The sequence below is a fragment of the Xanthomonas euroxanthea genome (assembly GCF_900476395.1).
GTDB lineage: Bacteria > Pseudomonadota > Gammaproteobacteria > Xanthomonadales > Xanthomonadaceae > Xanthomonas > Xanthomonas euroxanthea.
This window is the reverse complement of the sequence record NZ_UIHB01000002.1, coordinates 358,609-383,072: the sequence shown is the minus strand read 5'-3', so window position 1 is coordinate 383,072 and position 24,464 is coordinate 358,609. Positions and strand designations below refer to the sequence as shown.

The following is a 24,464-nucleotide window of genomic DNA, read 5'->3' as shown; positions in this document are numbered from 1 at the left end:
CAGCGCCCGCCTACGTTACAACACCCAGGTGGCTGACGTGACCCGACTGCGCGCCGGTCCACCGCACCGCGCGCGTCGCTGCCCGGCATGCTTGGCTGGGAGACCTCGCCATGGCGCGCAGGCAGTGCCCCGTGGCGCGGGTGCCCGGATAAAATCGCCAACTGGCCCAAAGGCGTGGCACGGTAACGCAGATGCAGGATCGCGACGTACTCATTCACCCCCTGGCAGCGGTAGCACCGGGGTATCTGGCCAACCATGCTGCGCGGGTCTTCAATCGCCTGGTGGATGCGCAACTGCGGCCGCACGGCATGTCGCTGGCACTGATCGGGCCGATCATGCTGCTGTCCTGGAAAGGGCCGATGCTGCAACGCGACCTGGTGATCGCCTCGGCCGTGAAGCAGCCGGCAATGGTGGCCCTGCTGGACAAGCTGGAGGGCCTGAAGCTGATCAAGCGCGCCCCGACGCCGCAGGACCGCCGCGCCGCGGTGGTGTCGCTCACGCCTGCCGGGCGCAGGATCGCCGAGATCGGCGGCAGGATCCTGACCGATCTGAATGCCGATGCGCTGAAAGACTTCTGCCCCGAGGAGGCGCAGCAGACCGTCGCGTTCATGCAGCGCCTGATCGCCAACCTGGAGCAGCGCGACCAGGGCATGTAATATCACCTCTGATATTAATTCTTCGGGTGATCTGTCATGCCGCGTCGCATCCTCATCACCGGCGCAAGTGTCGCCGGCAACACCGTGGCGTGGGCACTGGCCCAACAAGGCCTTGAGGTCACCGTCGTCGAGCAGGCTGAACAGTTTCGCGATGGCGGCCAGAACATCGACGTGCGCGGCGTCGGCCGCGAGGTCCTGCGGCGCATGGGCCTGGAGCAGGCCGCACTCGACCACGGCACCGGCGAGGAAGGCACCGCCTGGGTCGACGAACACGGCCACGCGGTGGCTGCCTTCAAGACCGACGACATCGACGGCGATGGCCCGACCGCGGAACTGGAAATCCTGCGTGGCGACCTCGCCCGCCTGCTCTATGCGGCCGCCCGCCAGCAGGCGGAGTATCGGTTCGGCGACCGCATCGCCAGCATCGCCGACGACGGCAATGCCGCCACCGTCCACTTCCAGAGCGGGCACAGCGAGCGCTTCGATGCCGTCATCGTCGCCGAAGGGGTCGGCTCGGCCACGCGCGAGCTGCTGTTTCCCGGCGAGAACGCGCCGCGCTGGATGGATCTGACCATCGCCTACTTCACCATCGCACGCACCGCCGACGATGACCGCCTGTGGCGCTGGTATCACACCACCGGCGGGCGCAGCATCTCCTTGCGCCCGGACCGGCACGGCACCACGCGCGCCATGCTCTCGCTGCAGAAAGCCTCAGAGGGCGAACAGGACTGGGACGTGGCGACCCAAAAGGCCTACTTGCGCGAACGTTTCGCCGACGCCGGCTGGCAGGCGGCGCGGGTGCTGGACGGCATGGACAGCACCGAGGATTTCTACTTCGACGCCTTGCGGCAGGTCCGCATGCCGCGCTGGCACGCCGGCCGTGTCGTGCTCACCGGCGACGCGGCCTGGTGCGCAACCCCGCTGGCCGGCATCGGCGCCACCCTGGCAGTCACCGGTGGCTATGTGCTGGCCAATGAGGTCGCACGCGCCCAGACGCTGGAACAGGCGTTTGCCGCCTACGCCGCGGCCATGCGGCCGATGGTCGACAAAGGCCAGGGCGTGCCGAAGATCGGCCCACGGCTGATGAATCCGCACAGCCGGCTTGGCATCCAGCTGTTGCATGGCGCACTGAAATTCGCCAGCCAACCCAGCATCCAGAACATCGCCACCAAGCTGATGACGCCGTCGATGCAGGCGCCGGACCTGTCGCGCTACGACTGAACCAAATGGATCAGTGGCTGCGCTGCCATGGCGGCAGTGCGCGTGCTGAGCTCCACACCGGCCATCGGCCGCAGTTCCCTCGCAGCGGCCGCCTCCCCGCGCCATCCCTCATCGAGCTGAATCGGCGTATCTCCTGGGGCTGAGAGGCGCCGCAGCGCGTCACTTCGGCCATGCCCGCCGCTTGCGGCCTCGCCCGCCCTGGCCCGGCGCCAGCGCGAGGCCAACCGTGGATGAATCCCTCCGGCCAGACGGTTTCATTTCCGATGGCCGAAGCCGCTAACGAACAGGTCGAGACATCCTTCGTGCAGCGGCAACGCTGCCGGCCCCATCGGTGTCCCGGGCGCATCGCCTCCCAGCTGTTGCTGGGATTCTCCCCGCTCTTCCGCTAGTCGGATCACCGATCAAACTCCCTATGTCCCTGCTTTCGAATCTGCGCATCGGTCAGCGCCTGGCCCTCGGCTTCCTCGCGATCATTGTCCTGATGGTGCTCCTCACCGTCGTCGGCATCCAGCGCGTGCGCAGCATCGACCAGCAGCTCACCGCCATCAACGAAGTGAACAGCGTCAAGCAACGCTATGCGATCAACTTCCGCGGCAGCGTGCACGACCGCGCGATCGCCCTGCGCGATGTCGTGCTGCTGGACGACCCGGCAGACCGGCACACGGCAGAGCAATCGATCGACAAGCTCGCCGCGGACTACGCCCGCTCCGCCAAGCCGCTGGACGACATGATCGCGACCTCCACGGACGCGGAAGAAAAGGCCATCCTCCAGCGGATCAAGGCCATCGAGCAGCGCACCATGCCGTTGATCGCGCAGGTGCGTGCGTTCCGCGATGGCGCCGACAAGCCGCATGCCGAACAACGCCTGCTGCAGCAGGCGCGCCCTGCCTTCGTCGCCTGGCTGGCCAGCATCAACGCCTTCATCGACCTGCAGGAAGCCAAGAACCGCGCGGCTGCCAAGGATGCGGTCACCACTGCCCGCGGCTTTGCGATGCTGATGGTGGTCTCCACCGTCATCGCCCTGCTGCTGGGCGCAACGATTGCGTTGTTGCTGACCCGCAGCGTGGTGCTGCCGTTGCGGCAATCGCTGCGGCTGGCCGAGCGCATCAATGACGGCGACCTGCGCAGCCAGGACCTGCCCACCAGCAAGGACGAATCCGGCCAGCTGCTGCGCGCCATGCAGCAGATGCAGCGTCGCCTGCAGGATGTGATCTCCGCCCAACGCAGCATGGCGGCCCGCCACGATGCCGGCGAGATCAGCTACCGCACCGATGCCCAGCAGTTCCCCGGTGAATACGGGCACATGGTGCAGGACACCAACGCCCTGGTGCATGCGCACGTGCAGACCCAGCTGCGCATGACCGAGGTCATGGGCAGCTATGCCATTGGCGACCTGGCACCGGAAATCGAGCAATACCCCGGCGAAAAGGCCGCCATCACCGCCACCATGCAGCAGGTCAAGCAAAACCTGCGCGCCATCAACGCGCAGATCCAGCAGCTCACCCAGGCTGCATGCGCCGGTGACTTCGCGCTGCGCGGCCAGCCGGAAAAGTTCGAGCACGACTTCCGCCTCATGGTCGAAAACCTCAACACCATGATGGCCACCTCCGACACCAACCTGGCCAGGTTTTCAGACCTGCTGCGGTGCATCGCCGATGGCGACCTGACCGTGCGTATGACCGGCAACTTCCACGGCGTGTTCGCCTCCATGCGCGACGATGCCAACAGCACGGTGCATCGCCTGACCGACATCGTCACGCATATCCAGACCACCTCGAACAGCATCGGCTTTGCCACCGAAGACATCGCCAGTGGCAACCAGGAACTGTCCCGCCGCAGCGAACAGCAGGCCGCCAGCCTGGAAGAAACCGCCGCCTCGATGGAAGAGCTGACCTCCACCGTCAAGCAGAATGCCGAGCACGCCGGCCGTGCCAATCAGCTCGCGCTGGGCGCCGCCGCCATCGCCTCGGAAGGGCGCGACGTGGTCGGCCAGGTCATCGAACAGATGTCCGGCATCGAGGCCTCGTCCAGGCGTATCGCCGACATCATCTCGGTCATCGACGGCATCGCCTTCCAGACCAACATCCTCGCCCTCAATGCCGCCGTCGAGGCCGCACGCGCCGGCGAACAAGGCCGCGGTTTTGCCGTGGTGGCCTCGGAAGTGCGCACCCTCTCGCACCGCTCATCGGACGCCGCCAAGGAGATCAAACGCCTGATCGACGACTCCGTGCAACGCGTCGCCGACGGTGCAACGTTGGTGCACAAGGCCGGCACCACCATGGGCGAGGTCGTCACCAGCGTCCAGCACGTCACCGACATCATGGGCCACATCTCCGCCGCCTCGCTGGAACAGGCCGGCGGCATCGAACAGGTCAACCGGACCATTGCCCAGATGGACGAAACCACCCAGCAGAACGTCAGCCTGGTCGAAGCGGCGAGCACCGCCGCACGTTCGCTCGAAGCGCATTCGACGCAACTGACGCGGGCGGTCGAGGTATTCAAGGTCAATGCGTCGGTGATCTAACCGGGCGGATAGCGTGACCTGCCGCCGGTCCGGACCAGAGCCGACGTGCAGCGACTGGTGATCGGCCAACCTGCGCCGCCCGGCGCCGGATGGCCGCGCGGGTAAAGGGGGAAAACGACAACGGCAATCGCACGGGGATGCCGGGACGAGGTGGATCGGCCGCTGATGCGCTGGTTCATGACATCCCGGCTCGCCGGGTCACACAGTGTCGTTGCCAGGTGCACAGATCAGTCGGCTCGCCTTCGCTGCCAGCGCTCGCGCACTGCTGGCGCCTGCGCGAGAGCACCACGGCGAAGTGACGCCACATCGCCGTGATGTGATTGCTACCCAGGTGCAGCTCGCCGAACATCAGCTTTTATTTGGACAACATGCGAGCATGACCGCCATGCAACGTATCCGCCTCTTCCGCAGACCAGTGCTTGTAGCGCTTCTGGCCGTTTCACTTGCCGGATGCGCGGCGGCTGGCTCCATCACTGCCCGGCCCATCGAAGGTCCTGTACGGCTGGGAGACATCGCGGCGGTCGATGGCCCCAGGGTACGTCCCGACCGCGTCATCGAAGACAGCCGTTGCCCGGCCGAGGTGCAGTGCGTCGTGGCGGGCCGGTTGATCGTCAGGGCAACCGTGCTCGGCGGGGGCTGGTCCAAACAGATCGATCTCACGCTTGGCGTGCCGGTGGCTGTGGCCGATGGCCAGTTGACGTTGGTCGACGCCACTGCTCCACCAGCAGACTCGGCAACGGCCTCCGCATCCGACATGCGCTTCACCTTCCGCTTTCAGGGTGGCCGTTAATCACACTACTTCAGACCCTCGGCGATGCAGCACGAACACGGGGTCCTACAGGTGCCAGCACGTCATCCAGCGCTGCTCGTAGCCGTTGAACCGAGACATATGCCTGCTCTCGCGTTGCAAAGCTCGAGAATCCCATGAGTAAACCGCCCGACGATGAGGGCCGGATTCGCCACCTGCTCAATGCCTGAAGTGGCAGTCCGTGGGATTGGGCGGCCTGCGCCAGCAACTCATCACGTTGCCCTGTCGCGGGATAGGCCAGCACCTGGAGTCCGCCTGCCTGGGGCTGGATCGCCATGCGGGAACCAAAGATATCGGTGAGCGCATCGACCAAATAGCTGCGCCTCTGACTGTAGAGCGCACGCATCTTGCGCAAGTGACGGGAGAAGTGCCCTTGCTCCATGAACTCGGCGACCGTGGCCTGTGACACGAAGGATCCCACACCGCCAAGCTGCCCGGCTGCCCCGGTGAAACGTTCGATCTGGGCCTTGGGGACAACCAGATAGGCCATCAATGCAGGTTGCCCGCGATGCCTGGCACTGCAAATAGTCCATCAAGGCACGGAATGGGAGCTTGCCGGCCGGCAGGAGCCTGATCCGCACACGGTTGCAGTAGCTGCTCACCGTTGCCTTCGCCGATCCAAGCGCGACGTACGGCTCCGCTATGCACCGCGTCGCCAAGTGCCGTGCATCAAGCACGGGCATCGCAAGCGCGGCCTGGTCGCGATCCCAGCTAGGATTGACCTCTGGCCTGGGGAAAACAGCGCTCCATTCGATCCGTCCACGCTGCCAGCTGCTCGAGCGTATACGCCTCGATGGGCTTTGCCGTTGTCGACGCGGCTTTATGTTGTGAAGCAGTTGCAATCAACGACGAAGAAAGGCGATCCCAGCAACGCATGAGCAGCACGGGAGATGGATGCGAAGCAACCACTGCCTCAAGCACCGCACCTTGAGCCACCCTTGCTGCCTGCAGGTCGCTCAACGCATCCACAACCGCTGTCATCCATTGCTCGTTCAACTGCTCCATACCTGTCAACAACGCTGTGGGAAGCGCATAGCGTATCCGGATCCACAGGCTATTGGTGGCGCCATGTGTTCCTCGCTGCAAACACAGCTGAACCAGCAAGGTGATGCCGGGTTCAAGCAGAGCGTTGGCCCGACATACGTCTGCAGGCACCGGTGGCCGGCGCAGTCGCTGCGGCATAGACCCATCGCGCGAAGAGATACATGCCAGTGCTACACCGGCGGGCTTGTTGATGATCGACGCCGGCTGACTGCCTGCGTCATTGGCCGGCCCCATGACGGTGACCGGATCATGGCCGAGATCCTGTCCATGCCCCATCCCTCTTCGCAGATAGCAGCCCATGCCCTCTGGCACAGGACGCTTGTCTCTCCTGTTGCTACCGTTCAAGGACCTACTCGATCCTCCTTCCAGCATGTTTCAACAAGGCGACGCAACCGCATATCACCGCCCGGGCAGTCCTGCGCTGGGACATCCTTTGGCACGCATCGCAGCGATCGCAGTCATCCTCGCGCTGGCGCATTACCGCTGGTTGCAGTTTCCCTGGCGGATGCCGGTGGTCGGCGTACTAGGGATCGCGTTGGTCTGGCTGGAAACGCGCTCGCTGGGTGCCTGCGGACTGCAGCGCCGGTCCTTTCGCGCCTGGCTTGGTTGGACACTGCTGCTGCTCGCGCTCGTCATCGGCTTGGTCAATCCTTTCGTGCAACCGCTGATCGATGCCCTGACCGGGACCAAGGCCGATTACAGCGGCTACGGTGCATTGCGTGGCAACTTCAACGCGGCCGCCCAGCTGGCAGGCGGTGCCTGGCTCAGCGCCGCGCTGGGCGAAGAACTGGTCTTCCGTGCGTTCTTGATGCACCACCTCGATCACGTGCTGGGCCGCTATCGTGGGGGCCAGGTGATGGCGGCAGTGGCAGGGGGAGCACTCTTCGGCGCGATGCACCTGAGCCAAGGCATCTCGGGGGTGCTGCTGACCGGGCTTGTCGGCGCCTTGTTTGGCTATGTCTACCTGCGATCAGGACGCAACCTATGGGCGACGGTCCTGGCGCATGGATTGGTCGATACCTGGGGCATTGCGACGCTGTACCTGGGTTGGTATTAGGAAGCACGCACCCTGATCCGCTTGCTCCAGTGCTTGACTGCCCGGAGTCCTTGCCACGTCGTCCGCACCTGCTGTGCGGTGGCGACTTGCCTTCCCGACACGAGCAGATTGCCCAGACATGACCACCGATAACGTGCTCTCGATCGTTCAGGCGCAGCTGGACGCCTACAACGCCAAGGATATCGACGCATTGCTGGCGACCTATGCCGACGATGCCGAGCATTACACCTTGCACGGCCCCCGACTGGCGAAAGGACACGCCATGCTTCGCGAGCGCTTTCTCGCCCGCTTTGAAGAGCCGGACCTGCATGCGCGGCTGTTGTCGCGGACCGTCGTCGGCAACATCGTCGCCGATTCGGAGCTGATCACCCGCAACCTTGCTGACGGGACCAGTCTTGTTGAGATGCTCTGCATCTACGAGGTGGCCGATGGAAAAATTCAGAGGGCCTCATTCGCTACCGGCGCACGCATTGCCACTGCACCTGCGCGATGAAACATCCCAGGCGAGCGCTTTGCACCGTGCGCCTTTTCAGGCCGAGCGTAAAAAAGCCACCGACTGCATTCTGGTTTTCAGCGCACCGCCCTGCATCCCGGCATCGCCAGGCCGCAGGGCGGCGCGCTGGCTGCATGCGTCATGCAGCCAGCGCGAGCTTCGCCTTGCCACTGACGCTGCGTGAACTATTGGCAACACTCTCCACCAGCGCGGTCGCCTGATCTTCCAGTGCGCGGGCCGACGATGCCATGGTGTCGACGAGCGCGGAGTTTTGCTGCGTGGCCGCATCCATCTGGGAGATGGTTTGATTGATCTGCTCGATGCCGGCGCTCTGCTCGTGGCTGGCCGCCGCAATGCCACCCATGATGTCGTTGACCTGCCTCACCGAGGACAGCAGCTCTTCCATGGCCTTGCCCGCCACGTTGACCTGCTCCGCGCCCTGCCCCACCTTCGCGCCCGAATCGGCGATCAGGTCGCGGATCTCCTTGGCGGCCATGGTGCAGCGCTGAGCAAGGCTGCGCACCTCCGAAGCAACGACCGCAAAGCCGCGTCCCTGCTCGCCGGCCCGCGCTGCTTCTACGGCCGCATTCAGGGCGAGGATGTTGGTCTGAAACGCGATGCCGTCGATGACGGTGATGATTTCGCCGATCTTGCGCGATGACGCCTGGATCGCTGCCATCGTGCTGACCACCCCATTGACCAGCTCGCCGCCATGCAGCGCGGTCTCTGCGGCCTGGCTCGCCAGCGAATTGGCCTGACGCGCGCCTTCGGCGTTCTTGCGAACGATGCTGGTCATCTCCTCCATGGAACTTGCGGTCTCCTCGAGGGCGGCCGCCTGCTGTTCCGTACGCCGCGACAGGTCATCGTTGCTGCGCACGATATCGCCTGCCGCGTTGCTGAGCGTGTTTGCCACCTCGCCCAGCTGACGTCCGGCTTCCACGTCCATCAACGCGCCCACCGCGCGCAGTGGCGTGCCATCTGCCGCGCGCTTGGTCAGACCGCGTGCGCGGAACCAGCGGTACTGGCCGTTCTTGAGCTGCAGGCGATACTCGATGTCGAAGTTGGTGCGGCCACTGCGGTCGTTCAGATGCGCTGCGAACGCATTCAGAGAACGCTCCTTGTCTTCCGGGTGAAGCCGTGACGCCCAGCTATCGAGCACATTGGGGAATTCCTGCTCGGACTCGAAGCCAAGCAGGTGGCGGAACTGCTGCGACCACCAGAACTCGTTGCTCGGATTGATCGGGTCACCCGCGATCACACTCATGTCCCACAACCCATCGCTGAGCATCTGCGAGCCGAGCTCGAAGCGCGTCAGCGTGATGTCGAGGAACTGCTCCCGCTCACGGCGCTCGGTGATGTCGGTGAGCGACCCGGCCACACGCAGCGGCAGGCCCTGCGCATCGCGCTCGGTCGTGCCGAATGCGCGGAACCAGCGGTATTCGCCGGACTTCAGGCGCAGGCGGTTTTCCACGTCGTAGGGAGTGCGACCACTGCGATCGGCAAGGTGCGCCGCGAAGGCATCCAGCGTCGGCTGCTTGTCGTCCGGGTGCAGGCACGCGACCCAGCTGTCCAGGACATTGGGGAAATCCTGTTCGGACGCAAAACCCAGCAGCCGGCGCATCTGCGGCGACCACCACACCGGGCTGTCCGGGTGCGTGGGATCTCCGCCGATGACGCCGATATCCCAGAGCCCGTCAGTGGTGCCGCTGGCGACCAGTTCGAAGCGCCCCTCCAGATGGCGCAACGCGGTCGTCGCCTCTTCCGCCCGGGCCTGTGCCAGATCGCGCTCCTGTTGCGCCGCATGCAGGGACTCGGCCAGCTTCCTGAGAAGCAGAGCCGTCCCGTTGTTCGGCCATTGCGCAGTGCCGCCGTTCAACGTGGCATCGACCGCTTTGGTCAGCGCGTCCACCTTGTGGCTGTCGGAGAAAAACATGGCGACCTCTGCTACTTGCGTTAGGGATGCGTCCCTAGCGGCAGCGATCGGTCCTTCTTGATAGTGGTGTCTCGATCTGACAGCCCGGCTGGGTCCAGCATTCAGCTGGACGCGACCGGCAGCGCTGGTGGAGAGGGGCTATCACCAGCAACGTCCTTGCTACGGGGGCCGGGCCAACCCCGGCACACCACGTGGACTGACGTCGTCGTCCATCTTTTGCGAGTTCTCAAACACTCCTGGCTGGCAGCTGCAGTCCGGGGCACGCAGACCACGCGGAGGCATCGGGGCCACACGGCAAGGTCAAGCAACGACCGCGCTAGACGCCAGTTGGCTCGTGGATCGGGCAGCGATTGAACTCGGCACGGAATCGGCGTGATGCTGCCATCACGACACGGCGCGCCCGGTTGATGGCACCCAGCGGCCGGTGAGCGGCCAGGGCATGCCACGGCGAGAAGGCGATGCGGTCTTCCAGCCGTTGCGAGTTCTCCCCGTCCCAGCCGGCCTGGCGCTCGACGACCACACGCGCCACTGCGACAAAGGGGCTGATGGATTGCGGCCACTCCGTCGAGGCATCCTCGACCGGCATCTTGTCCACATCCCGGCACAGCTGCACGCGCAGCTCCCACTCGGCGGGGCTGTCCAGGGTGCTGATGGCGTGATGAACGGCATCGCGTTGCGCGTCCTGGGAGTCGCCCACGTCCTCACCATCCAGTGCGAGGAGGTTGCTGGACACCGGCGCAAGCGAGAACTTGGCGATATAGCGGCCGTAGAGATACGGCACCTGCGAAAAGAAGGTTTCGCCTAGCGGATGAATCTGCGGCTGCCCGCCCAGCTGCTTGATGCTGCCACTTCCCGCGCCGATCTTCTCAAGGCTGTTTTCCACCCCTCGAAGCACTTTTGAGAGCGCTGCCTTGGCACGCGGCGCCTTCTCAGTAGTCGTCGCAAGAACACGAAAATTACGCAGAAAACCGTCAGGACCCGGCGTGGTGAAGGAAGGACCATTGACCATCAAAAAATCCTGACTGTGCTTTTCGTCTCCACCCTCCACGCGCTCGCCACTCACGCCCAATACCTTCAACGCCAACGCACGCGGAGTCGAAACCGCATCGCTCAACTGTTCTGCAGGCGGCGATGACAAGCGGATATATGAATCGTATTGCCCGGGTTCTGCGAACAGGCCTTGCCGTAGCTCTTCCGGCAGATCGTTGAGCACGGTGAATTTGGCGGTCAGCAGGCCCTGCCCTTTCGCATGGACCGCGCGGTGCGCATGCCCCTCCTTCTCAGCCACGGTCGTTGCCATGTCAACGAACAACGCTTCCAGGGAACGGATGGTTTCCTGCTCACTGACGCTGGGCGTTTCCAGATCGGGGCGGTATTCGACGGGCGGGTTCATGCGGTTCCTGGCTTTATGGCTGGTAAGGCCACTGTGCTACACGCCCTGTTTACGCCCCGTCGAAACCAACAAGCGGATCAACGGTGGATGCTGCACATGTCGCCTTGCCCTGCCGCCACCGATGGGCGCTCCTGCCCAAGCCCGCCATGCTCACCGACCTGATCAACGCGGCAGGGTTCCCAGATCCCGGAGTGCCCGTTGAGGGGCGGCACGCGATGCCGCTCCTTCACGAATTCCTGCGCTGGCGGGACTAACGTAGGATCGCTCGCTTACCTCTAGGGCGTATGGGCATGTGGAAACGAAATGGCTTATCGATCGTGCTCCTCTTCTTGCTTCTCTGCTTCTTTGGAGGCCAGGTGTGGACCGGCTTCCTGGCACACAATCAAGAACTCGCTGATAAACACCGTGCGACATTGGATCTGTGGAACTACCTGCACAGCGGGCACTTCGTCAGCGCCACCTTCGAGAACTGGGAAAGCGAGTTTCTTCAGATGGGCATGTATGTCCTGCTGACCGTCAGCCTCCGCCAGAAGGGCTCGGCTGAATCACGCCCCTTGGACGAAGCTCAGGAAAAACAGCGCATCGAGGCTGGAACGACGCCTTGGGCCGTTCGCAAAGGTGGGATCTGGAAGACCTTGTATGGTCATTCCCTGGCAATTGCCTTCGGGGCCCTGTTCCTCATGAGCTTCTCCTTGCACCTGGCGGGCAGCTGGCGTGCGGAAGTGGATGAGCAGGTGGCGCTTGGACAGCCTGCCCCCACGTGCTGGGAACACCTCTGGAGCAGCAGCTTCTGGTTCGAGTCCTTCCAGAACTGGCAAAGCGAATTTTTGGCTGTGCTCTCATTGGTCATCTTGACCATCTTCCTACGCCAGAAGGACTCGCCTCAGTCAAAACCACTGGCCGCCCCGCACAGCCAGACGGGCGATTGAGGGAGTCAGGCCGTCCCGCTTTGCTGATCATCCACATGTCCCCTGTCTTGTCACTTTGCCGGGGCCAGCAGGGGTAGATAAAACGCGCAGAAGAGCCGCGTTTACGAGATCCGCTTCATGCACGATGGTCCAAGCTTGGCGAGGACCCGCGTCACCCAGCGGCCCCTATCAACAGACTGCAAGCACCATGCGAGCGGAGCGTGCGCCGGGTGTGGCCGACCACGTCCCACTCAGGCACTCCACAGCTACCGGTCGGTCGAACCATTGGACGTCGCGTTCTCCTTCCGATCGGAGGGCTGCTTATCCCGGCTCTCGGCTCCGTGCGCGTGTCCACCGCTTGGGTCCTGGATTTGGATCACCGTCCCCTGCTGCCAGGCGTCTGCCCCCGGATCTATGTTCGGCACGGGGATATCGGCGCGACGCTTTCGCTTGTCCTCGCTACTGACGCCAAGCCGCGCATCGCGAGTGGCCACCATCTCCGGGTTCGCTTGGCCATCGGCAGTGAAGCCCATCATCAACTGCGGCATGCCTCGCGGAAGGTCCTTGTCCAAGTCGGTGTGCCAGGTGTGCCAGGTTTTCCCGTACGTGCGGATGAGCTTTTCCATGAGTTCATGCTCGGCCATCTCCGGGATCCCTGGCGCGACCAGCTGCCCCGATGTCACCTCCTGGACGTGGCTATGCCAGAGCGCCTTCTCCTGCTCAGGCAGGCCCGCGAACAGCTTCTCGCTGATGATGTACTCCACGCCCATGAGCTTGGCGTCTTTCACATTGCCATCGTAGATGGTGCACTGGATGACATCCTCATTGAGGATTGAGCAGTAGTGATGCGCCTCCATCTGCGCCTTCATCTGACCATTGTAGAAATGAAAGCCGTCCAGGTAGGCGTTGACGGCATCGATCGGCGGCCGATCCTGCATCACTGCTGCACCCGTTTCCAGGGCCTTCGTCTTGGCCGTTTCCTCCGCTCCGGGCGCTTGAACACTGGACTGGGTGTTTCCGCCCCCGCACGCGGTTAGGACGACGGCTGCCGCAGCGGATAGGATGGATCGACGCATCGGTTTCTCTCCCAAATCAGTATCGAGGCAGGCGGCCAGGTCAGGCGTCTTGCGCCCAGCGGGCCAGGTTCTGCTGGATCGTGTTGATGTCCGCCCAAGGATCTTTCTTGCGTCTGGCCAACTTCGCCGGCACGTCCTTCATGATGAACGCGTCCGCACGGGTCAGCTTGGCAAGCTCGCTCCAGGCGATGGGCATGGCCACCGGGGCGCCAGGGCGGCCGCGCAGGGAATACGATGCGACCGCTGTCGCCCCGCGGCCGTTACGCAGGTAGTCCACAAAAATGCGTTTGTTGCGAAGGCTCTTGGTTGACGTGGCCAAAAAGCGGGTCGGCTCCGATTGTGCCAACGCGTCGGCAAACCCCTTGGCAAAGCGCTTGGTCAGGTCCCAATCGCATCCCGGGTTCAACGGCACCACCACGTGCAACCCCTTCCCTCCTGACACCCGCAGGAACGACGCCAGTTCCAGCTGTTCGAGCAGCTTGCGGATATCCACGGCTGCCTTTTTGACTTCGGAAAAGGGCACGTCAGGGCCGGGATCCAGGTCAAAGACGACGCGGTCGGCCCGGTCAGGCGCTTCCGCGTGGCTGCCCCACGGGTGGAACTCCAGCGCGTTGAACTGCACCAGCTCAAGCAGGCTTGCCGCGTCCCTGACCACCAGGTAGTGGGCGTTGATCCCGCTGTCTTCTTTCAGCCGCACCGCATCCACGAGCTCCAGGCCGGCGGTGTGGTGCTTCTGGAAGAAGCACGGTTTGGCGGTACCGCTAGGGCACCGGATGATCGACAAGGGGCGGCCGATGACCTCGGGCAACACGTGGTCGATCACGGCGGTGTAGTAATCCCACACGTCCTGTTTGGTGGCCTTGATGTCAGGAAAGATCACCTTGGTCGGACTGGACAGCCGAGGGGGCGTGCGGCCTTGGGTTCCTGTCGGGGCCGTGCTGTGCTTTGAAGCATTGCCGTTCTTTGAATCGCTCTTGAGCTGCTTGCCAAGGCTTTTGAGCTTGGAGGCGTCGACGGGCTTTTCGACTGCGGCAGCCCTGTCGGAGTCCGCCAAATCGGCCACATCCTTGTCTCGCCTGACCGCCTTGAGCGAGGCCTGGCGCAGCAGTTGCTGCCCGCCGATGCCGCGATAAAACACCTCCACCACGAACCTCGGCTCAAACCACGTGGCCGAGCGAAGGTCGGTGTCCTTGGTGGGAACATGAGCACTAGGCGTCTTTCCGCCGGCTTGGCCAACCAGTTGGCCCACCTCGTTGATCAGCGCCTCGGAAAAGCCCGAACCCACCCGCCCAACGTAAAGCCAGCCGTGCTTGGGGTCGGGCTTGGCCAGGAGCAACGACCCGAACCCCGCGCGGCTGCCCTTGGGCGCCGTGTAACCCACGACGGCAAACTCGTCGCTGGCCAGCTGCTTGGTCTTCTTCCAGTCCTCGCTCCGGCCTGCGTGATAGGCGCGGTCTGCACGCTTTGAGATGATGCCTTCAAAGTGGCGTTCGCCAGCCAGCCGGTAGGCCGATGCCCCATCGCCCTCGATGTGGGAGCTGAAGGCCAGGTGCCCTGGGCTGCCCTTCAACAACTCCTGCAGCAGTTGCTTGCGCTCCAGTAGGGGCGCATCGGCAATATCCACCCCGTCGATGTGGAGCAAATCGAACAAGGCATACGCCAACGTGCCTTGCCGTTCCCCGGACAGGGTGGCCTGGAGGAGGTTGAAGTCCTCTTTGGTGCCGTTGCCGGCGATGAGCTCACCGTCCAGCGCCCCTGACTTCAGCCCGAGGGCAGCGACGGCATCCCGGATTTCGGGAAGCTTTTCGGTCCATTCCAAGGCATTGCGGGACCAAAGGCGCACCTCATCGTCGGCAATGGTGGCCAGAATGCGGTAGCCATCCCACTTGATCTCATGCACCCAATGGTCGCCCTGAGGTGGGGCATCGCCGAGCTTGGCCAGCTGCGGTTCGAAAGGACCCTCTGGCGGCTCGGCTTTTTTGGCCCTGGTCAGCGCGGCGGCCTTCTTCGACCAGTCCTCTCTGCGACGGCCTTTCCTTGGCAGGGCCACGGTTGTGAGCTTTTTCTTGTCGGCCTTGCCAGCCCCTGCCCGCTTCAGATCTTCAGCAGGCGGCGAGGCGACGTCGCCCAACAGGTCATCCGCCTCCACGTCGCCGGCGAAGGCATCGTCCTCTTTGAAAAGAAGCCATTGCGGCTGCTTGGCCGGCTTTCCTGACCGAACCAGGTGCCAGCCGCCCTTGAGCTTGGTGCCGAAGAGCTCGAACCGCAGATGTCCCTTGGCGAGTTGGGCCTCCGGGTCGCCCGAGGTCGCCCACACCCCTTGGTCAAACTGGGCGACGTGGCCGCCACCGTATTGCCCCTTCGGAATCTCGCCTTCAAAGGCGGCATAGTCCACGGGGTGGTCTTCGACCTCCACCGCCATGCGCTTGACCTTCGGATCGTAGCTGGGGCCTTTGGGAACGGCCCAGCTCTTGAGTGCATCACCGACCTGGAGCCGGAAGTCGTAATGCCGGCGGCTGGCATGGTGAAGTTGCACCACGAAAATCGCCCGTTGCCCTGATGGCAACACCTTCCCCGGTTCGGGCTCCTTGGTCTTGTCGAAGCTCCGCTTGCGGCGGTATTCGGTGAGGGACATGCCCTACTCCCGGTTACTTGCCCAGGTGCCTACGCACGGCCGCCGCGGTGGGGCCGACAGCCTTGACCGCCGCCCGAAGCTCCTCGGCGCTGACGCCCAGAGCCTTGGTCCAATACTGCAGCTCGTAGTCTTCATTGACGTTGATGCGATCGCGATCCGGACTACCCGCGTTGTTCTTGTCATCGGTCATGGTGACCTCCTCGATGTGTAGCGATCTGCCATCGTGCCGGTGCTGCCTATTACGGTGCTCGCTCTCTGAAAGTTCGGCACCCATGCCTATCGCAGAACCTGGAATGTGGCGCAGAGCAGCGCCCCGGCGGAACGGCCGCCAAGGCGCCGATGGGGATCCAATGGTTACTTCTTTGCCTCGACGCCCGGCGTTGCATCGCGCACCAGAAACTCCTCGGTGAGTTCCGGCAGGTGGGTCGCGAGCCAGTCGGCCATTGCTTCCTCCTGAACCAGAATCTGCTCGCACACCCGTGCCGTTTCCGGGTCGCCGGCGGTCTTGGCCGCAGCGATCAGCGCGGTGTAGGACGCGATTTCGAAGTGTTCAAAGACATAGCCGGCCATCGCGCCTTTCACGATTTCGTCCGACGCGGTCATCCCACCCACCGCCTGGCCAAGCGCTGCCATCTTGCCCATCACGTCCTTGATCGTGGAGGGAGAACCGCCCAAACGCTTGATACACCCCTCGAGCAGCTCCCGCTGGCCGATCGTTTCCTGGATGTGCTCTTCAATCCGCGCCTTCAAGACCGGGTAGTGCTCAATGCGGGACGCCTGGCCCCTCAACATGGTTTCGGCCTGCTGCTCCATCGCATGGGCATCGCGGAGCCAATCAAGCAGGTTTTCTCTGGGTTCGGCCATGAGGATATCCTCGTTGGATCAGGGAAACCGCACCCTATCCAGCCAAACATTGAGGAAAAGCGATGTTGAAGTGACGGCGGAGCGAATCCGAGCAATGAGGCGTCGGTTACGGACATAGCAGCGTGAAGTTCCGAGATTGCGCGCTGCACGTCATCAAGCCGGCTTCAGGCAGGTACTTCGCCTTTTCCCCTACCCGCATGACTCAGGCTCTGGATCGATTCTCCGGCCCATACATCAAGCCGGAACGGGAGGTCGCCCTCGACCAACATGCCAACTACTCCGCTCCCGTCTGCTATGTGCTCGCCCTCGCGCACCGCGTCTTGTCCATGGGCTCGGTTTCCATGCTTTACGACATGCTGGCCACCAAGCTCAAGCATGCTTGGGCTACCCGGGAGGACGTCGCCACGATTACGGGACACTCCGAAGATGAGGGATGCACATGCGGGCGCTTCCTCTGCATGCATCCTGCCTTCCAATCAGACCAAATCAGATTTTTACATTCAAAATCAATGATTCAGAGTCGACTGGCGGAGAGAGTGGGATCGGATCACATCCGACTTAACCCATTCAATCCGTTGCAGAAAGCGTGCTCGGCAGGTTTCCTGTCAATGTTTCCTCGATCATAACGCCGGGCTTGACTCGATTGCTAGCGCCCGCTTGCCATCGGCAACAGGCACCTGGCCGAGGTGGTAAGAACTGGCCCAAGGCCAAGCGCGGCTTCCACTCGCTGCGCAAAACCGTGATCCAAGAGTTGCAAGGCGCGGGCGTGGTGTCTGAGCTCCGCGCCCAGTTGGTGGGCCACGAGTTGGACGACGAGCACCACGTGACCTACAGCCGCGCCTTTACCGCCAAGGAGAAGCTGGACGGGCTCCGGGCTGTCTCGCCGGGCCTGTCCGTGCTTGCCTACGGCCTCAACCTTGATTCCCTGTCGGCCTTGATGAATCAGACAACGTGAGTCTTTCCCTTTTGCGCTCAAGCGCCTTGATGCTCCGGCGCCATCTTCGCCGAACGCTCCCCGGATTTCCGGGGAGAACTTGCTTGCTCCGCTGATGGATCCACCTTCTCAAGAAATGGAACCTCAAGACTTCTCGGGGCGGTTCAGCAATTGGCGGCACGACGCCATCTACGTATGCCAAACAGCTGACCAACACCGATATCACAAACCCCGCCTCTAAGCCCGACTGCTATTCAGATTGGGGGTATGTCGCCTTTGATTCACGCATGAATTTGCAGCAAATCAATAAAGCAAATAGCCAAGCTATTGCTGGATAAATTCCGGTCCAAACTTTATCCGCATTGTTGAGATCAAATGCCACGAGAACGACAAGGAAGCACACCATAAGGAATGCAAATGCCATCGCACTTGCTGCAAAAAATATCCTGAGGATCATCTTGATCCTCATCACTTGCAACCACATTTTGAAATGGATGAGTCTACAACTGTGGCTGAGCCGGCAACACCTCCAGCGCCTATCTCAAAGCCACGACTCGGGCCGTTCTCGAAGAAGTTGTAAACACCCGACCTCTCAGGAGGACTCAATGATCCCCCATCACCGCCGACCTGGATCATTGAAAATCCATAGCCTCCAAATGCGGTAATGCCAGCGCTCCACATTGAAAACCACCAATTCAAAACGAAGGGCATCATCTGCTACCAAATTAAGCTCCTACCGCTGGATTTGAGCAGAGCCTACTATAAATATCAGGATTCACGTTATTCCACCGATACTGCCTGCCGGAGGCCGCCCCTAAAAACACGACTTGCTGATATTTCAACGACTCGCCGCTCGCCTTCACCTCCCTGCTCTCACATCCATAACGTATGTCCACGATAGTGGCGCCTGCAAATCCAACGTTGTCCTGAACAAGCTGGTATTGGCCGGCAGGCAACTGGCGATCGAACAACTCAGAAACAGTCACACTCTGAGCAGTCTTAAAGGACATCATCGTGAGACCCGAATCAATGTCAGAGTAAACATCGATTTCGGTAGCATCACTAGGCATGCCACCTAGCAACGCTGAAACTGAAAAATCATTCGACGTCTCCAGGCTTTCCAAATCCTTATAAATTCTTGGAGCGTCATAAGGTGCGCAGCCTGAAAGCGTAAGCAGGGCGAACAATAAAATATTGGTTCTACTCATCCTGACCTCACTCCGAGATGCAATAGAATAGAAAGCCAAGAGTGCTCCAGGACAAGCCAAATCATAAGCAAGATCGACTCCTTCCCACTGAAGATTTTCCGGGGCCACACGACATTCCTACGAAGATTCCTGGCCCACAATAAAATTACTGTAAGAAGCTGCCACACCAAAATGAGCGTTAAAATAACCTTCTTATCCAGGCTCTTGAGATTTCGCGATTCTTAATTTGTCGAGAGGACTAGGGAAGAAGGCCCCATGTGATTGGGTCCTGAGAGCTTTTATATCTCAGTTATTTACGCGAAAGGTGAAAAGCTCCACCCCTTACGTAGCCGTTCCCACCTTGATACTCAACTTCAACCACATAATCCGCCTTATTCAGGCAAACCACTTTCTTAACTGGCAGGGGACTCGAAGCCACCCCCAACACTTCCGGACCATCTGATCTTTTATAAACCGTCACTTCGCCAACGGGAATGATCTCTATATCCGGAGCACAGCCCGTAATAGTCGACGTCAGCAGAAGAGCCATCAACAATGTCCGGAACCGCGCAATCACGGCCTAGCCTGAAAGAGTGAATATGACTTTGTCACAGCTGGATTGATATACAGCATCATATTCAGAGTCTATTGAAAGGGAAACTATTGGGATGCAGGCCCGCCATAAAACTTGGGTCAAACCAAAATAATCAGGGACCTCACTTTTTCTTCAAGAGATAGTTCTCGACCGAATAAGATGCAAGAGATACGACACCTACGAACGCGACAAAGAAGAGCACCCCCAAGATAGGCCTATAAACTCTTAGCCCAAAGAAATACTCTATTGCCAAGCAAAGCAAAAGCCCGACGTAAATGGCGATCAAGACCACAAAACCAACTACTATGGTTTTATCAGACCTCAATTTTTTCCAATTTATTTCGTGCACCACAGCGTCCTCGTTTGACATTGCTGGAATCCAGCCGAAACCTGGGACCCTATGCCAGCATTGATTCCTACCGAAGCGTTTCCATCCCTTGCCAACTCTACAGAACCTTTTGCGCCAGCCCCCTCCATGGCTCCAAGCTGCAACTGCATTGATTCGCTCTTCCCCACTGAAGAGTTCCCGGTGCCACACGACATGCCGACGGAACCTCCTAGGCCTCCAATGAAGCCACCCGCTACCGGGCTTGTTCCACAACCTTTCACATAAAGGCATGCTGTTCCAGCAGTGTCGAGAGCGACACCTGCCTCGCCGCTCCCACCCACGGCAAAATTGCCGTAAGACGCGCCAACACCAAACTGAGCATTGAAATCACCTTTGTATCCAGTCTCTTGCGACTTGCGCCACTCCTCTCGCTGTTTGCCAGGGGGGAAAGACCACCAACCAGGCGATTCAAGGCCGAAAAGGTCACTGGCATAGAAGGGGTTTAGGCCTACATAGGCGTATGTGCTAATTCCGCCTCTCAAGCCGAGAGGATCACTCTGCCCATACCGCCCGGTAGCAGAGTCGTAGTCCCTGAAGTAATTTTGATTCAACCCACTGGCCGCATCAAACCGCTGCCCCGGGAACCGCATATCCAACACCAACGCCGCACCATCGCCATCCGGATCCTGATTCGGCGCAGTGTTGCCGAAGGCCTCGCCCTTCAGGCTCCAGTTCCACACCGCCACGTTACGAACCGGGTCAACCACCACACGGGGGCTGCCCAGGTGATCAGATTCGATGTAGTGCAGCTTGTTGGCGTTGGCCAGCAGGCCCACCGGTAGGTCGTCCAGCCAGATCGCCTGCTGCTTGGGCGCGCCGTTGTTATCGTAGTCGCCCAGCCAGTGGCCGGCTTCGTCATAAAGCGTGTAGGTGTTAGTTGTGCCCAAGAAGCGGCGCACCTGTTCGCCTTTGCCGTTGTAGCGATAATTCATCACCAGCACGCCTGCACGCTTGACCATGCTCATGCGGCCGGATGCGTCGTAGGGGAACTCCCGCGCCTTGCCACCGATGCTCAGCGTATTGCCTGTCTTGTCGTAAGTGCGCGCCACGTCAGCTACTGCACTCAGGCGATGATTGGTCGTTGGATAGGTGTAAGCCTGTGTAACGCTGCCAACCTTGGCGCTGAGGCGATTGCCGGTGGCGTCATAGCTATAGCCATCAATGACGGTTCCGGTGACACCGTCGGTGAGGGCTGTGAGGCGGCCGAGCGTGTCGTAGCCCAGGCCGATCTCCGGCGTCGGATTACCGGCTGGGGTCAGTGCGGTGAGATTGCCCACCGCATCGAACCCGAACCCGACATCCAGACCGCCAACCGCTTTGTCCTGAATGGCCTTGGGGCGGTAATCCTGGTCGTAAGCTCGGGTCAGCACGCGCCCGTTGCCGTAGGTCCAGCCGGCCACCGGGCCCATGGGCAGATACGTGGCACCCTTGACCAACACCTCGCGCGAGCCGCCAGGCGCGGTATAGCCAACCTCGGCGATCTGGCCCAGCTCATTGCGGACATAGTCAACCATCGCCCCGTCCGGATAAACCATGCTCGTCAAGTTCCCACCTGCCGTGTAGGCATAACGGACCGTCAATGCCTTGCCATTGGTCGTCTGGACCTTGCGCACCAGGTCGCCGAATCGGTTGTAGCAATACTGCGTCGTGCCGCTGCCGTCCTTCATGCTGGCCAAGCGCCCGGCTGCAAATTGCTCTCCCGCCACGCAGACGGCCGGGGCCACGTCGTAGACAAAACGGGTCTCGAGCGCTGCATCGGCATAGGTCACCGACACTGGGCGGTTCGAGGCATCGTAGGTGTAGGTGGCCTGCCGGTTAGCTGCGTCCTTCCTGGACAGCACGTTGCCTGCGTCGTCGTAGATGAAGCCGGTGCTGCCCGTGTCGGGACTCTTCAACGCCAACAGTTCGCCCAGACCGTTGCGCTGGTAGGTCGTCTTCAAGCCTTTCGGGTCCGTCACCGCTGACAGCTGTCCCAGCGCGTCGTATTGGAAAGCACTCGTCGCCTTAATGCCGGCGGCGTCTTCGATACGCTGCTTCAAGCGATGCAAGGCATCGTAGGTGTAGGCGCTAGACCCGCCCAGGGCGTCGGTTCGCGCCTTCACCGTGCCGACCGCATCGTAAGCAAAATCGGTCGGGTTGTCTCGCGCATCCGCCTGCGTCGTCAGGCGACCGAGTTCGTCATAAATACGGGACATCGTGAACAATAAGGTGTTCTTGGCATCCGTGATGTCCTCCTTGATCCGGTGTCCTGACGTGTCCAGCGTGTAGACGAAGGAGTTGCCGTAACGATCCGAGACCCTGGTCAGCCGGAATGCGCTGTCGTAGGTGAAGTTAGACACGTCGCCGCCCGGCAGCGCAACCTGCTTGACCAAGCCGGTGGGCCAATAGCTGTAGCGCGTAATGCGGTCATCCGCCTCCGAGCCGCTGTCCTGTCCCCGCACAATGCTTGCCGTCAGCCGACCTCGCGCATCGTAGCTGTAGTCGGTCACAACCCCATTCGGATCCTTCTGCGACAACAGACGGCCGGCGCTATCGTAACTGAGGAACTGGGTGACCTGGCCCACTGCATTGGTGATCGTCTTCAGGTCTCCGCCCTGGGCCGCGGGATAGTAGTCGTAGGTAGTGGCGTCGCTGAGATCCCTGCGCGCTCCGTCCACACGCAGCAGCACTCCCACCAGGGGGCAGCTTCCTGCGGTTACGTCGGCCTGCTCGCAATAGGTGAAGGTCTGCTGACGCTGCTTCCCGGAAACGGCATCTTGCTCGACCTGGGTCAGTGCTTGGCCACGCTCATTGCGAGTCCATCGCTTGGACACAACCAGCCCCTGCACCCCTTTCACATTAAGCTCGGTCAATTGGTGGGTCAGCGCATCCCTCACGCTCTCGGTGCGCACCGCCTCCGGCGTGCCATCGCCGACCGTCACCGCTGATTGATACGCCGGTGCGTATTCGTAGGACACCTTGCTGCCCGATGCGTCCGTCACGCTTTGCAGTCGACCATCGCTGAAGTAGGTGTTGGACGTGCTTGCTGCGCCTTCGGTTACGTTGTTGACCGGGCTGAAAATGGTAGACCCATACTCGAAGCGCTTGACCGCGCCAGAAGCTTGTGTGACTTCCGTAACGCCTTCGGCCACGTAGTTCAGGGTCACTCCATCGACCACCTCGGTATCGCCATGGAGAACGCTGCTGATCACGCGCCCATAGGTGTCGTAACCAAATGAAGCGTAACGCTGTCCGTTCTCCCCGGTGATACCAGTCAAATAGTTGACCAGCTGGGGCTCCGCAAGCCCCTTCTCATGGTAGTGGTAAAGGCGCTTTGCGCCGTCGGGATACGTTGCGACAATCAGATTTCCATCCACATCGTAGTCGTAAAGGACGATGCCGCCACCAGGAATCTCCATGCCTGTGACACGCCCGTCGGTGTAGGCAAACGTCACGGCGCGGCCACGGCCATCAACCAATCGCGCAATGCGCGTGCCCTCGTAAACCACGGTTACATCACGATCCGGTGAGGCCGGATTGCGCACCGCGAGCAGCTCGCCATCCTTGCCAAAATCGCGATATTCGCCAGTCTCTTCGATGACCCGGTAATACGTAGTGCTGTTGCTGATGCGGCGATACAGCCGTCCCGAATTCTTGGCACGACCGGTGCCAGCAGCAACGGACGTGAAAACATCCCTGTTGCCCGCCTCGTCGAGATAGGCTGTGTTGGAACTGTCGAATCGATCGCTGTAACTCAGCGACCAGCCTTCTCCGACTGGAATGACACTCTTGGTCTGATTGACGGAATGATAGTAGCGATTGAACGAGCGACCTGCGAACTCAAAGTCCTTCTCTTCGCGAGACTTATCGCCTGTCGTGGGATGGCAAGGATTGTTGGTGCTACAGCTTTGGAACTGCTTTAAGGGCGACGTGACCCAGGTGTTGTCATCGTTCTTGGGCTTACACAAGGCCTCTGTCGTAAGAGCTGCCTCCGCGAGAATTGAGTTTCCCAGAAAAGGCGTGAAGTTTGCTTCGCACGTCAACTTTCGCTTCTTGTAGACATTCCAACGCCACGACACCGAGACAGGTGCCCCCGAGTTCGACGGACAATTAAATGTCGAGGTGAAATATTTGTCTGAGCTATAGCTAACATCGCCACTTGGAAGCAGGCCCAGTCCCGTCGTGTTGTAGTCCGACGTTTGAACATTGGACTGGAGCGAGCAAGATTTCCCAACCTTGGTCGTTAGGATATCCAACGACTTGGCGATGAGTGCGCCTTCATCCGTGCACCAGCTTGATCCAAACTCTGGGGACGCTGTGCAGCCAGGGTTTCCGACCCCGTAAATACCTAGGTTGACCCCATAGGATGGGTTAGAGACCGAGGTGGCCTTTAGAGACGGAACACGGAAATAGGTCCAGACCTCTCCCGCTCCCCGATTCAAAAAACCTCTTGAGTAGGCCTTCAGATACTGACCGATGCCTTGGTAGTCCTTGGAGTTGCGAATGGCATCGGCGGCTTTCTCCATCGTGTCGTAGCAGCCGATGCCCGCCGCGCAGAACGTGGCTTCAGGCGGGTTTTGCGCCTGCGCAGGACTAGCAACTTGCAACGCATAGGCGCCAAAAACAACCGGCATCAAGAGCGCCGCGCAACGCGCGCGCTTTGACAGAACTGAGGAAGCAGAAAAACGCGCCACGGCCCGAATTGACACGGCAACACTCCTTGTCAGCTGCACTTGCAGCATCAGTTAGGAATCCATTCCCACCCACCC

The 24,464-nt window shown here is 61.3% G+C and carries 17 protein-coding genes and 3 pseudogenes; 8 read left to right on the top strand and 12 right to left on the bottom strand.

Translation table 11 applies throughout. The annotated features are described in order from the left end of the window. Positions 1-191 precede the first annotated feature (191 nt). The 4 genes from CPBF1521_RS08800 to CPBF1521_RS08785 all read left to right on the top strand — a co-directional run bounded on the left by CPBF1521_RS08800 (position 192) and on the right by CPBF1521_RS08785 (position 5,191). A complete protein-coding gene (locus CPBF1521_RS08800) occupies positions 192-656 on the top strand; it encodes a MarR family winged helix-turn-helix transcriptional regulator (RefSeq protein ID WP_115676746.1) in 465 nt (154 codons plus the stop codon). Between the two features lie 36 nt (positions 657-692). Continuing rightward, positions 693-1,877 carry an FAD-dependent monooxygenase gene (locus tag CPBF1521_RS08795; RefSeq protein ID WP_115676745.1) on the top strand — a complete coding sequence of 395 codons (1,185 nt, stop codon included), beginning with the start codon at positions 693-695 and terminating at the stop codon, positions 1,875-1,877. A 412-nt stretch (positions 1,878-2,289) separates the two neighbouring features. Next, entirely contained in the window at positions 2,290-4,401 is a 2,112-nt protein-coding gene (locus CPBF1521_RS08790) for a methyl-accepting chemotaxis protein (RefSeq protein ID WP_115676744.1), read from the top strand. 376 nt (positions 4,402-4,777) lie between these two features. Beyond that, a complete protein-coding gene (locus CPBF1521_RS08785; protein WP_370659375.1) occupies positions 4,778-5,191 on the top strand; it encodes a hypothetical protein in 414 nt (137 codons plus the stop codon). Positions 5,192-5,201: 10 nt separating this feature from the next. Here the strand turns inward: CPBF1521_RS08785 and CPBF1521_RS08780 are convergent, their stop codons facing one another. Further along, the gene (locus CPBF1521_RS08780; protein ID WP_181901173.1) at positions 5,202-5,699 is read right to left on the bottom strand and encodes an aminotransferase-like domain-containing protein; all 498 of its coding nucleotides are present in this window, start codon (positions 5,697-5,699) and stop codon (positions 5,202-5,204) included. A gap of 221 nt (positions 5,700-5,920) precedes the next feature. Next, positions 5,921-6,598 carry a hypothetical protein gene (locus tag CPBF1521_RS21875; protein ID WP_370659373.1) on the bottom strand — a complete coding sequence of 226 codons (678 nt, stop codon included), beginning with the start codon at positions 6,596-6,598 and terminating at the stop codon, positions 5,921-5,923. A 160-nt stretch (positions 6,599-6,758) separates the two neighbouring features. Between CPBF1521_RS21875 and CPBF1521_RS08770 the strand changes: the two genes are divergently transcribed. Continuing rightward, positions 6,759-7,310 carry a CPBP family intramembrane glutamic endopeptidase gene (locus CPBF1521_RS08770; RefSeq protein ID WP_115677083.1) on the top strand — a complete coding sequence of 184 codons (552 nt, stop codon included), beginning with the start codon at positions 6,759-6,761 and terminating at the stop codon, positions 7,308-7,310. Positions 7,311-7,428: 118 nt separating this feature from the next. Beyond that, positions 7,429-7,803, top strand: coding sequence for a nuclear transport factor 2 family protein (locus CPBF1521_RS08765; RefSeq protein WP_104582838.1), 375 nt, complete (start codon positions 7,429-7,431; stop codon positions 7,801-7,803). 139 nt (positions 7,804-7,942) lie between these two features. On the opposite strand, the gene CPBF1521_RS08760 is transcribed toward CPBF1521_RS08765, so the two are convergent. After that, positions 7,943-9,736 carry a methyl-accepting chemotaxis protein gene (locus CPBF1521_RS08760; RefSeq protein WP_115676742.1) on the bottom strand — a complete coding sequence of 598 codons (1,794 nt, stop codon included), beginning with the start codon at positions 9,734-9,736 and terminating at the stop codon, positions 7,943-7,945. Between the two features lie 316 nt (positions 9,737-10,052). Further along, positions 10,053-11,129, bottom strand: coding sequence for a catalase family protein (locus CPBF1521_RS08755; RefSeq protein WP_104648485.1), 1,077 nt, complete (start codon positions 11,127-11,129; stop codon positions 10,053-10,055). A gap of 290 nt (positions 11,130-11,419) precedes the next feature. Here CPBF1521_RS08755 and CPBF1521_RS21480 point away from each other — a divergent pair, with 290 nt between their 5' ends. Further along, on the top strand, positions 11,420-12,058 hold the full coding sequence (locus tag CPBF1521_RS21480; RefSeq protein WP_164740851.1) for a DUF6766 family protein: 639 nt from the start codon (positions 11,420-11,422) through the stop codon (positions 12,056-12,058). A 245-nt stretch (positions 12,059-12,303) separates the two neighbouring features. On the opposite strand, the gene CPBF1521_RS08745 is transcribed toward CPBF1521_RS21480, so the two are convergent. From CPBF1521_RS08745 to CPBF1521_RS08730, 5 genes and pseudogenes are all read right to left on the bottom strand, one after another. Beyond that, positions 12,304-13,113, bottom strand: coding sequence for an OBAP family protein (locus CPBF1521_RS08745; RefSeq protein ID WP_115676740.1), 810 nt, complete (start codon positions 13,111-13,113; stop codon positions 12,304-12,306). A 40-nt stretch (positions 13,114-13,153) separates the two neighbouring features. Next, positions 13,154-15,067, bottom strand: a pseudogene (ligD, locus tag CPBF1521_RS08740) (DNA ligase D); the annotation flags it as partial. Positions 15,068-15,334: 267 nt separating this feature from the next. Beyond that, positions 15,335-15,748: pseudogene (locus tag CPBF1521_RS21870) on the bottom strand (DNA polymerase ligase N-terminal domain-containing protein); the annotation flags it as partial. Between the two features lie 13 nt (positions 15,749-15,761). Continuing rightward, positions 15,762-15,938 (bottom strand): DUF3606 domain-containing protein, encoded by a 177-nt coding sequence (locus tag CPBF1521_RS08735; RefSeq protein WP_104582953.1) that lies wholly within the window; start codon positions 15,936-15,938, stop codon positions 15,762-15,764. Between the two features lie 164 nt (positions 15,939-16,102). Beyond that, positions 16,103-16,612 carry a ferritin-like domain-containing protein gene (locus tag CPBF1521_RS08730; RefSeq protein WP_104582833.1) on the bottom strand — a complete coding sequence of 170 codons (510 nt, stop codon included), beginning with the start codon at positions 16,610-16,612 and terminating at the stop codon, positions 16,103-16,105. A 688-nt stretch (positions 16,613-17,300) separates the two neighbouring features. Between CPBF1521_RS08730 and CPBF1521_RS08725 the strand changes: the two are divergent. After that, positions 17,301-17,567 (top strand): annotated as a pseudogene (locus CPBF1521_RS08725) (integrase); the annotation flags it as partial. A gap of 704 nt (positions 17,568-18,271) precedes the next feature. On the opposite strand, the gene CPBF1521_RS08720 reads toward CPBF1521_RS08725, so the two are convergent. The 3 genes from CPBF1521_RS08720 to CPBF1521_RS21475 all read right to left on the bottom strand — a co-directional run bounded on the left by CPBF1521_RS08720 (position 18,272) and on the right by CPBF1521_RS21475 (position 24,437). Next, positions 18,272-18,754, bottom strand: a complete 483-nt coding sequence (locus CPBF1521_RS08720; protein WP_147295432.1) for a hypothetical protein — start codon at positions 18,752-18,754, stop codon at positions 18,272-18,274. A gap of 289 nt (positions 18,755-19,043) precedes the next feature. Next, positions 19,044-19,283, bottom strand: coding sequence for a hypothetical protein (locus CPBF1521_RS08715; protein WP_126936822.1), 240 nt, complete (start codon positions 19,281-19,283; stop codon positions 19,044-19,046). A gap of 381 nt (positions 19,284-19,664) precedes the next feature. Then, positions 19,665-24,437 (bottom strand): RHS repeat-associated core domain-containing protein, encoded by a 4,773-nt coding sequence (locus CPBF1521_RS21475; protein ID WP_235858424.1) that lies wholly within the window; start codon positions 24,435-24,437, stop codon positions 19,665-19,667. Between the last annotated feature and the right edge of the window lie 27 nt (positions 24,438-24,464).

Coding starts and splice junctions, on each gene's coding strand:
- CPBF1521_RS08745 (WP_115676740.1), bottom strand. CDS start 13,113: ATGCGTCGATCCATCCTATCCGCTGCGGCAGCCGTCGTCCTAACCGCG.
- CPBF1521_RS08790 (WP_115676744.1), top strand. CDS start 2,290: ATGTCCCTGCTTTCGAATCTGCGCATCGGTCAGCGCCTGGCCCTCGGC.
- CPBF1521_RS21480 (WP_164740851.1), top strand. CDS start 11,420: ATGTGGAAACGAAATGGCTTATCGATCGTGCTCCTCTTCTTGCTTCTC.
- CPBF1521_RS08715 (WP_126936822.1), bottom strand. CDS start 19,283: ATGGCTCTTCTGCTGACGTCGACTATTACGGGCTGTGCTCCGGATATA.
- CPBF1521_RS08730 (WP_104582833.1), bottom strand. CDS start 16,612: ATGGCCGAACCCAGAGAAAACCTGCTTGATTGGCTCCGCGATGCCCAT.
- CPBF1521_RS08795 (WP_115676745.1), top strand. CDS start 693: ATGCCGCGTCGCATCCTCATCACCGGCGCAAGTGTCGCCGGCAACACC.
- CPBF1521_RS08765 (WP_104582838.1), top strand. CDS start 7,429: ATGACCACCGATAACGTGCTCTCGATCGTTCAGGCGCAGCTGGACGCC.
- CPBF1521_RS08720 (WP_147295432.1), bottom strand. CDS start 18,754: ATGAGTAGAACCAATATTTTATTGTTCGCCCTGCTTACGCTTTCAGGC.
- CPBF1521_RS08760 (WP_115676742.1), bottom strand. CDS start 9,736: ATGTTTTTCTCCGACAGCCACAAGGTGGACGCGCTGACCAAAGCGGTC.
- CPBF1521_RS08735 (WP_104582953.1), bottom strand. CDS start 15,938: ATGACCGATGACAAGAACAACGCGGGTAGTCCGGATCGCGATCGCATC.
- CPBF1521_RS08780 (WP_181901173.1), bottom strand. CDS start 5,699: ATGGCCTATCTGGTTGTCCCCAAGGCCCAGATCGAACGTTTCACCGGG.
- CPBF1521_RS08770 (WP_115677083.1), top strand. CDS start 6,759: ATGCCGGTGGTCGGCGTACTAGGGATCGCGTTGGTCTGGCTGGAAACG.
- CPBF1521_RS08785 (WP_370659375.1), top strand. CDS start 4,778: ATGACCGCCATGCAACGTATCCGCCTCTTCCGCAGACCAGTGCTTGTA.
- CPBF1521_RS08755 (WP_104648485.1), bottom strand. CDS start 11,129: ATGAACCCGCCCGTCGAATACCGCCCCGATCTGGAAACGCCCAGCGTC.
- CPBF1521_RS08800 (WP_115676746.1), top strand. CDS start 192: ATGCAGGATCGCGACGTACTCATTCACCCCCTGGCAGCGGTAGCACCG.
- CPBF1521_RS21475 (WP_235858424.1), bottom strand. CDS start 24,437: ATGCTGCAAGTGCAGCTGACAAGGAGTGTTGCCGTGTCAATTCGGGCC.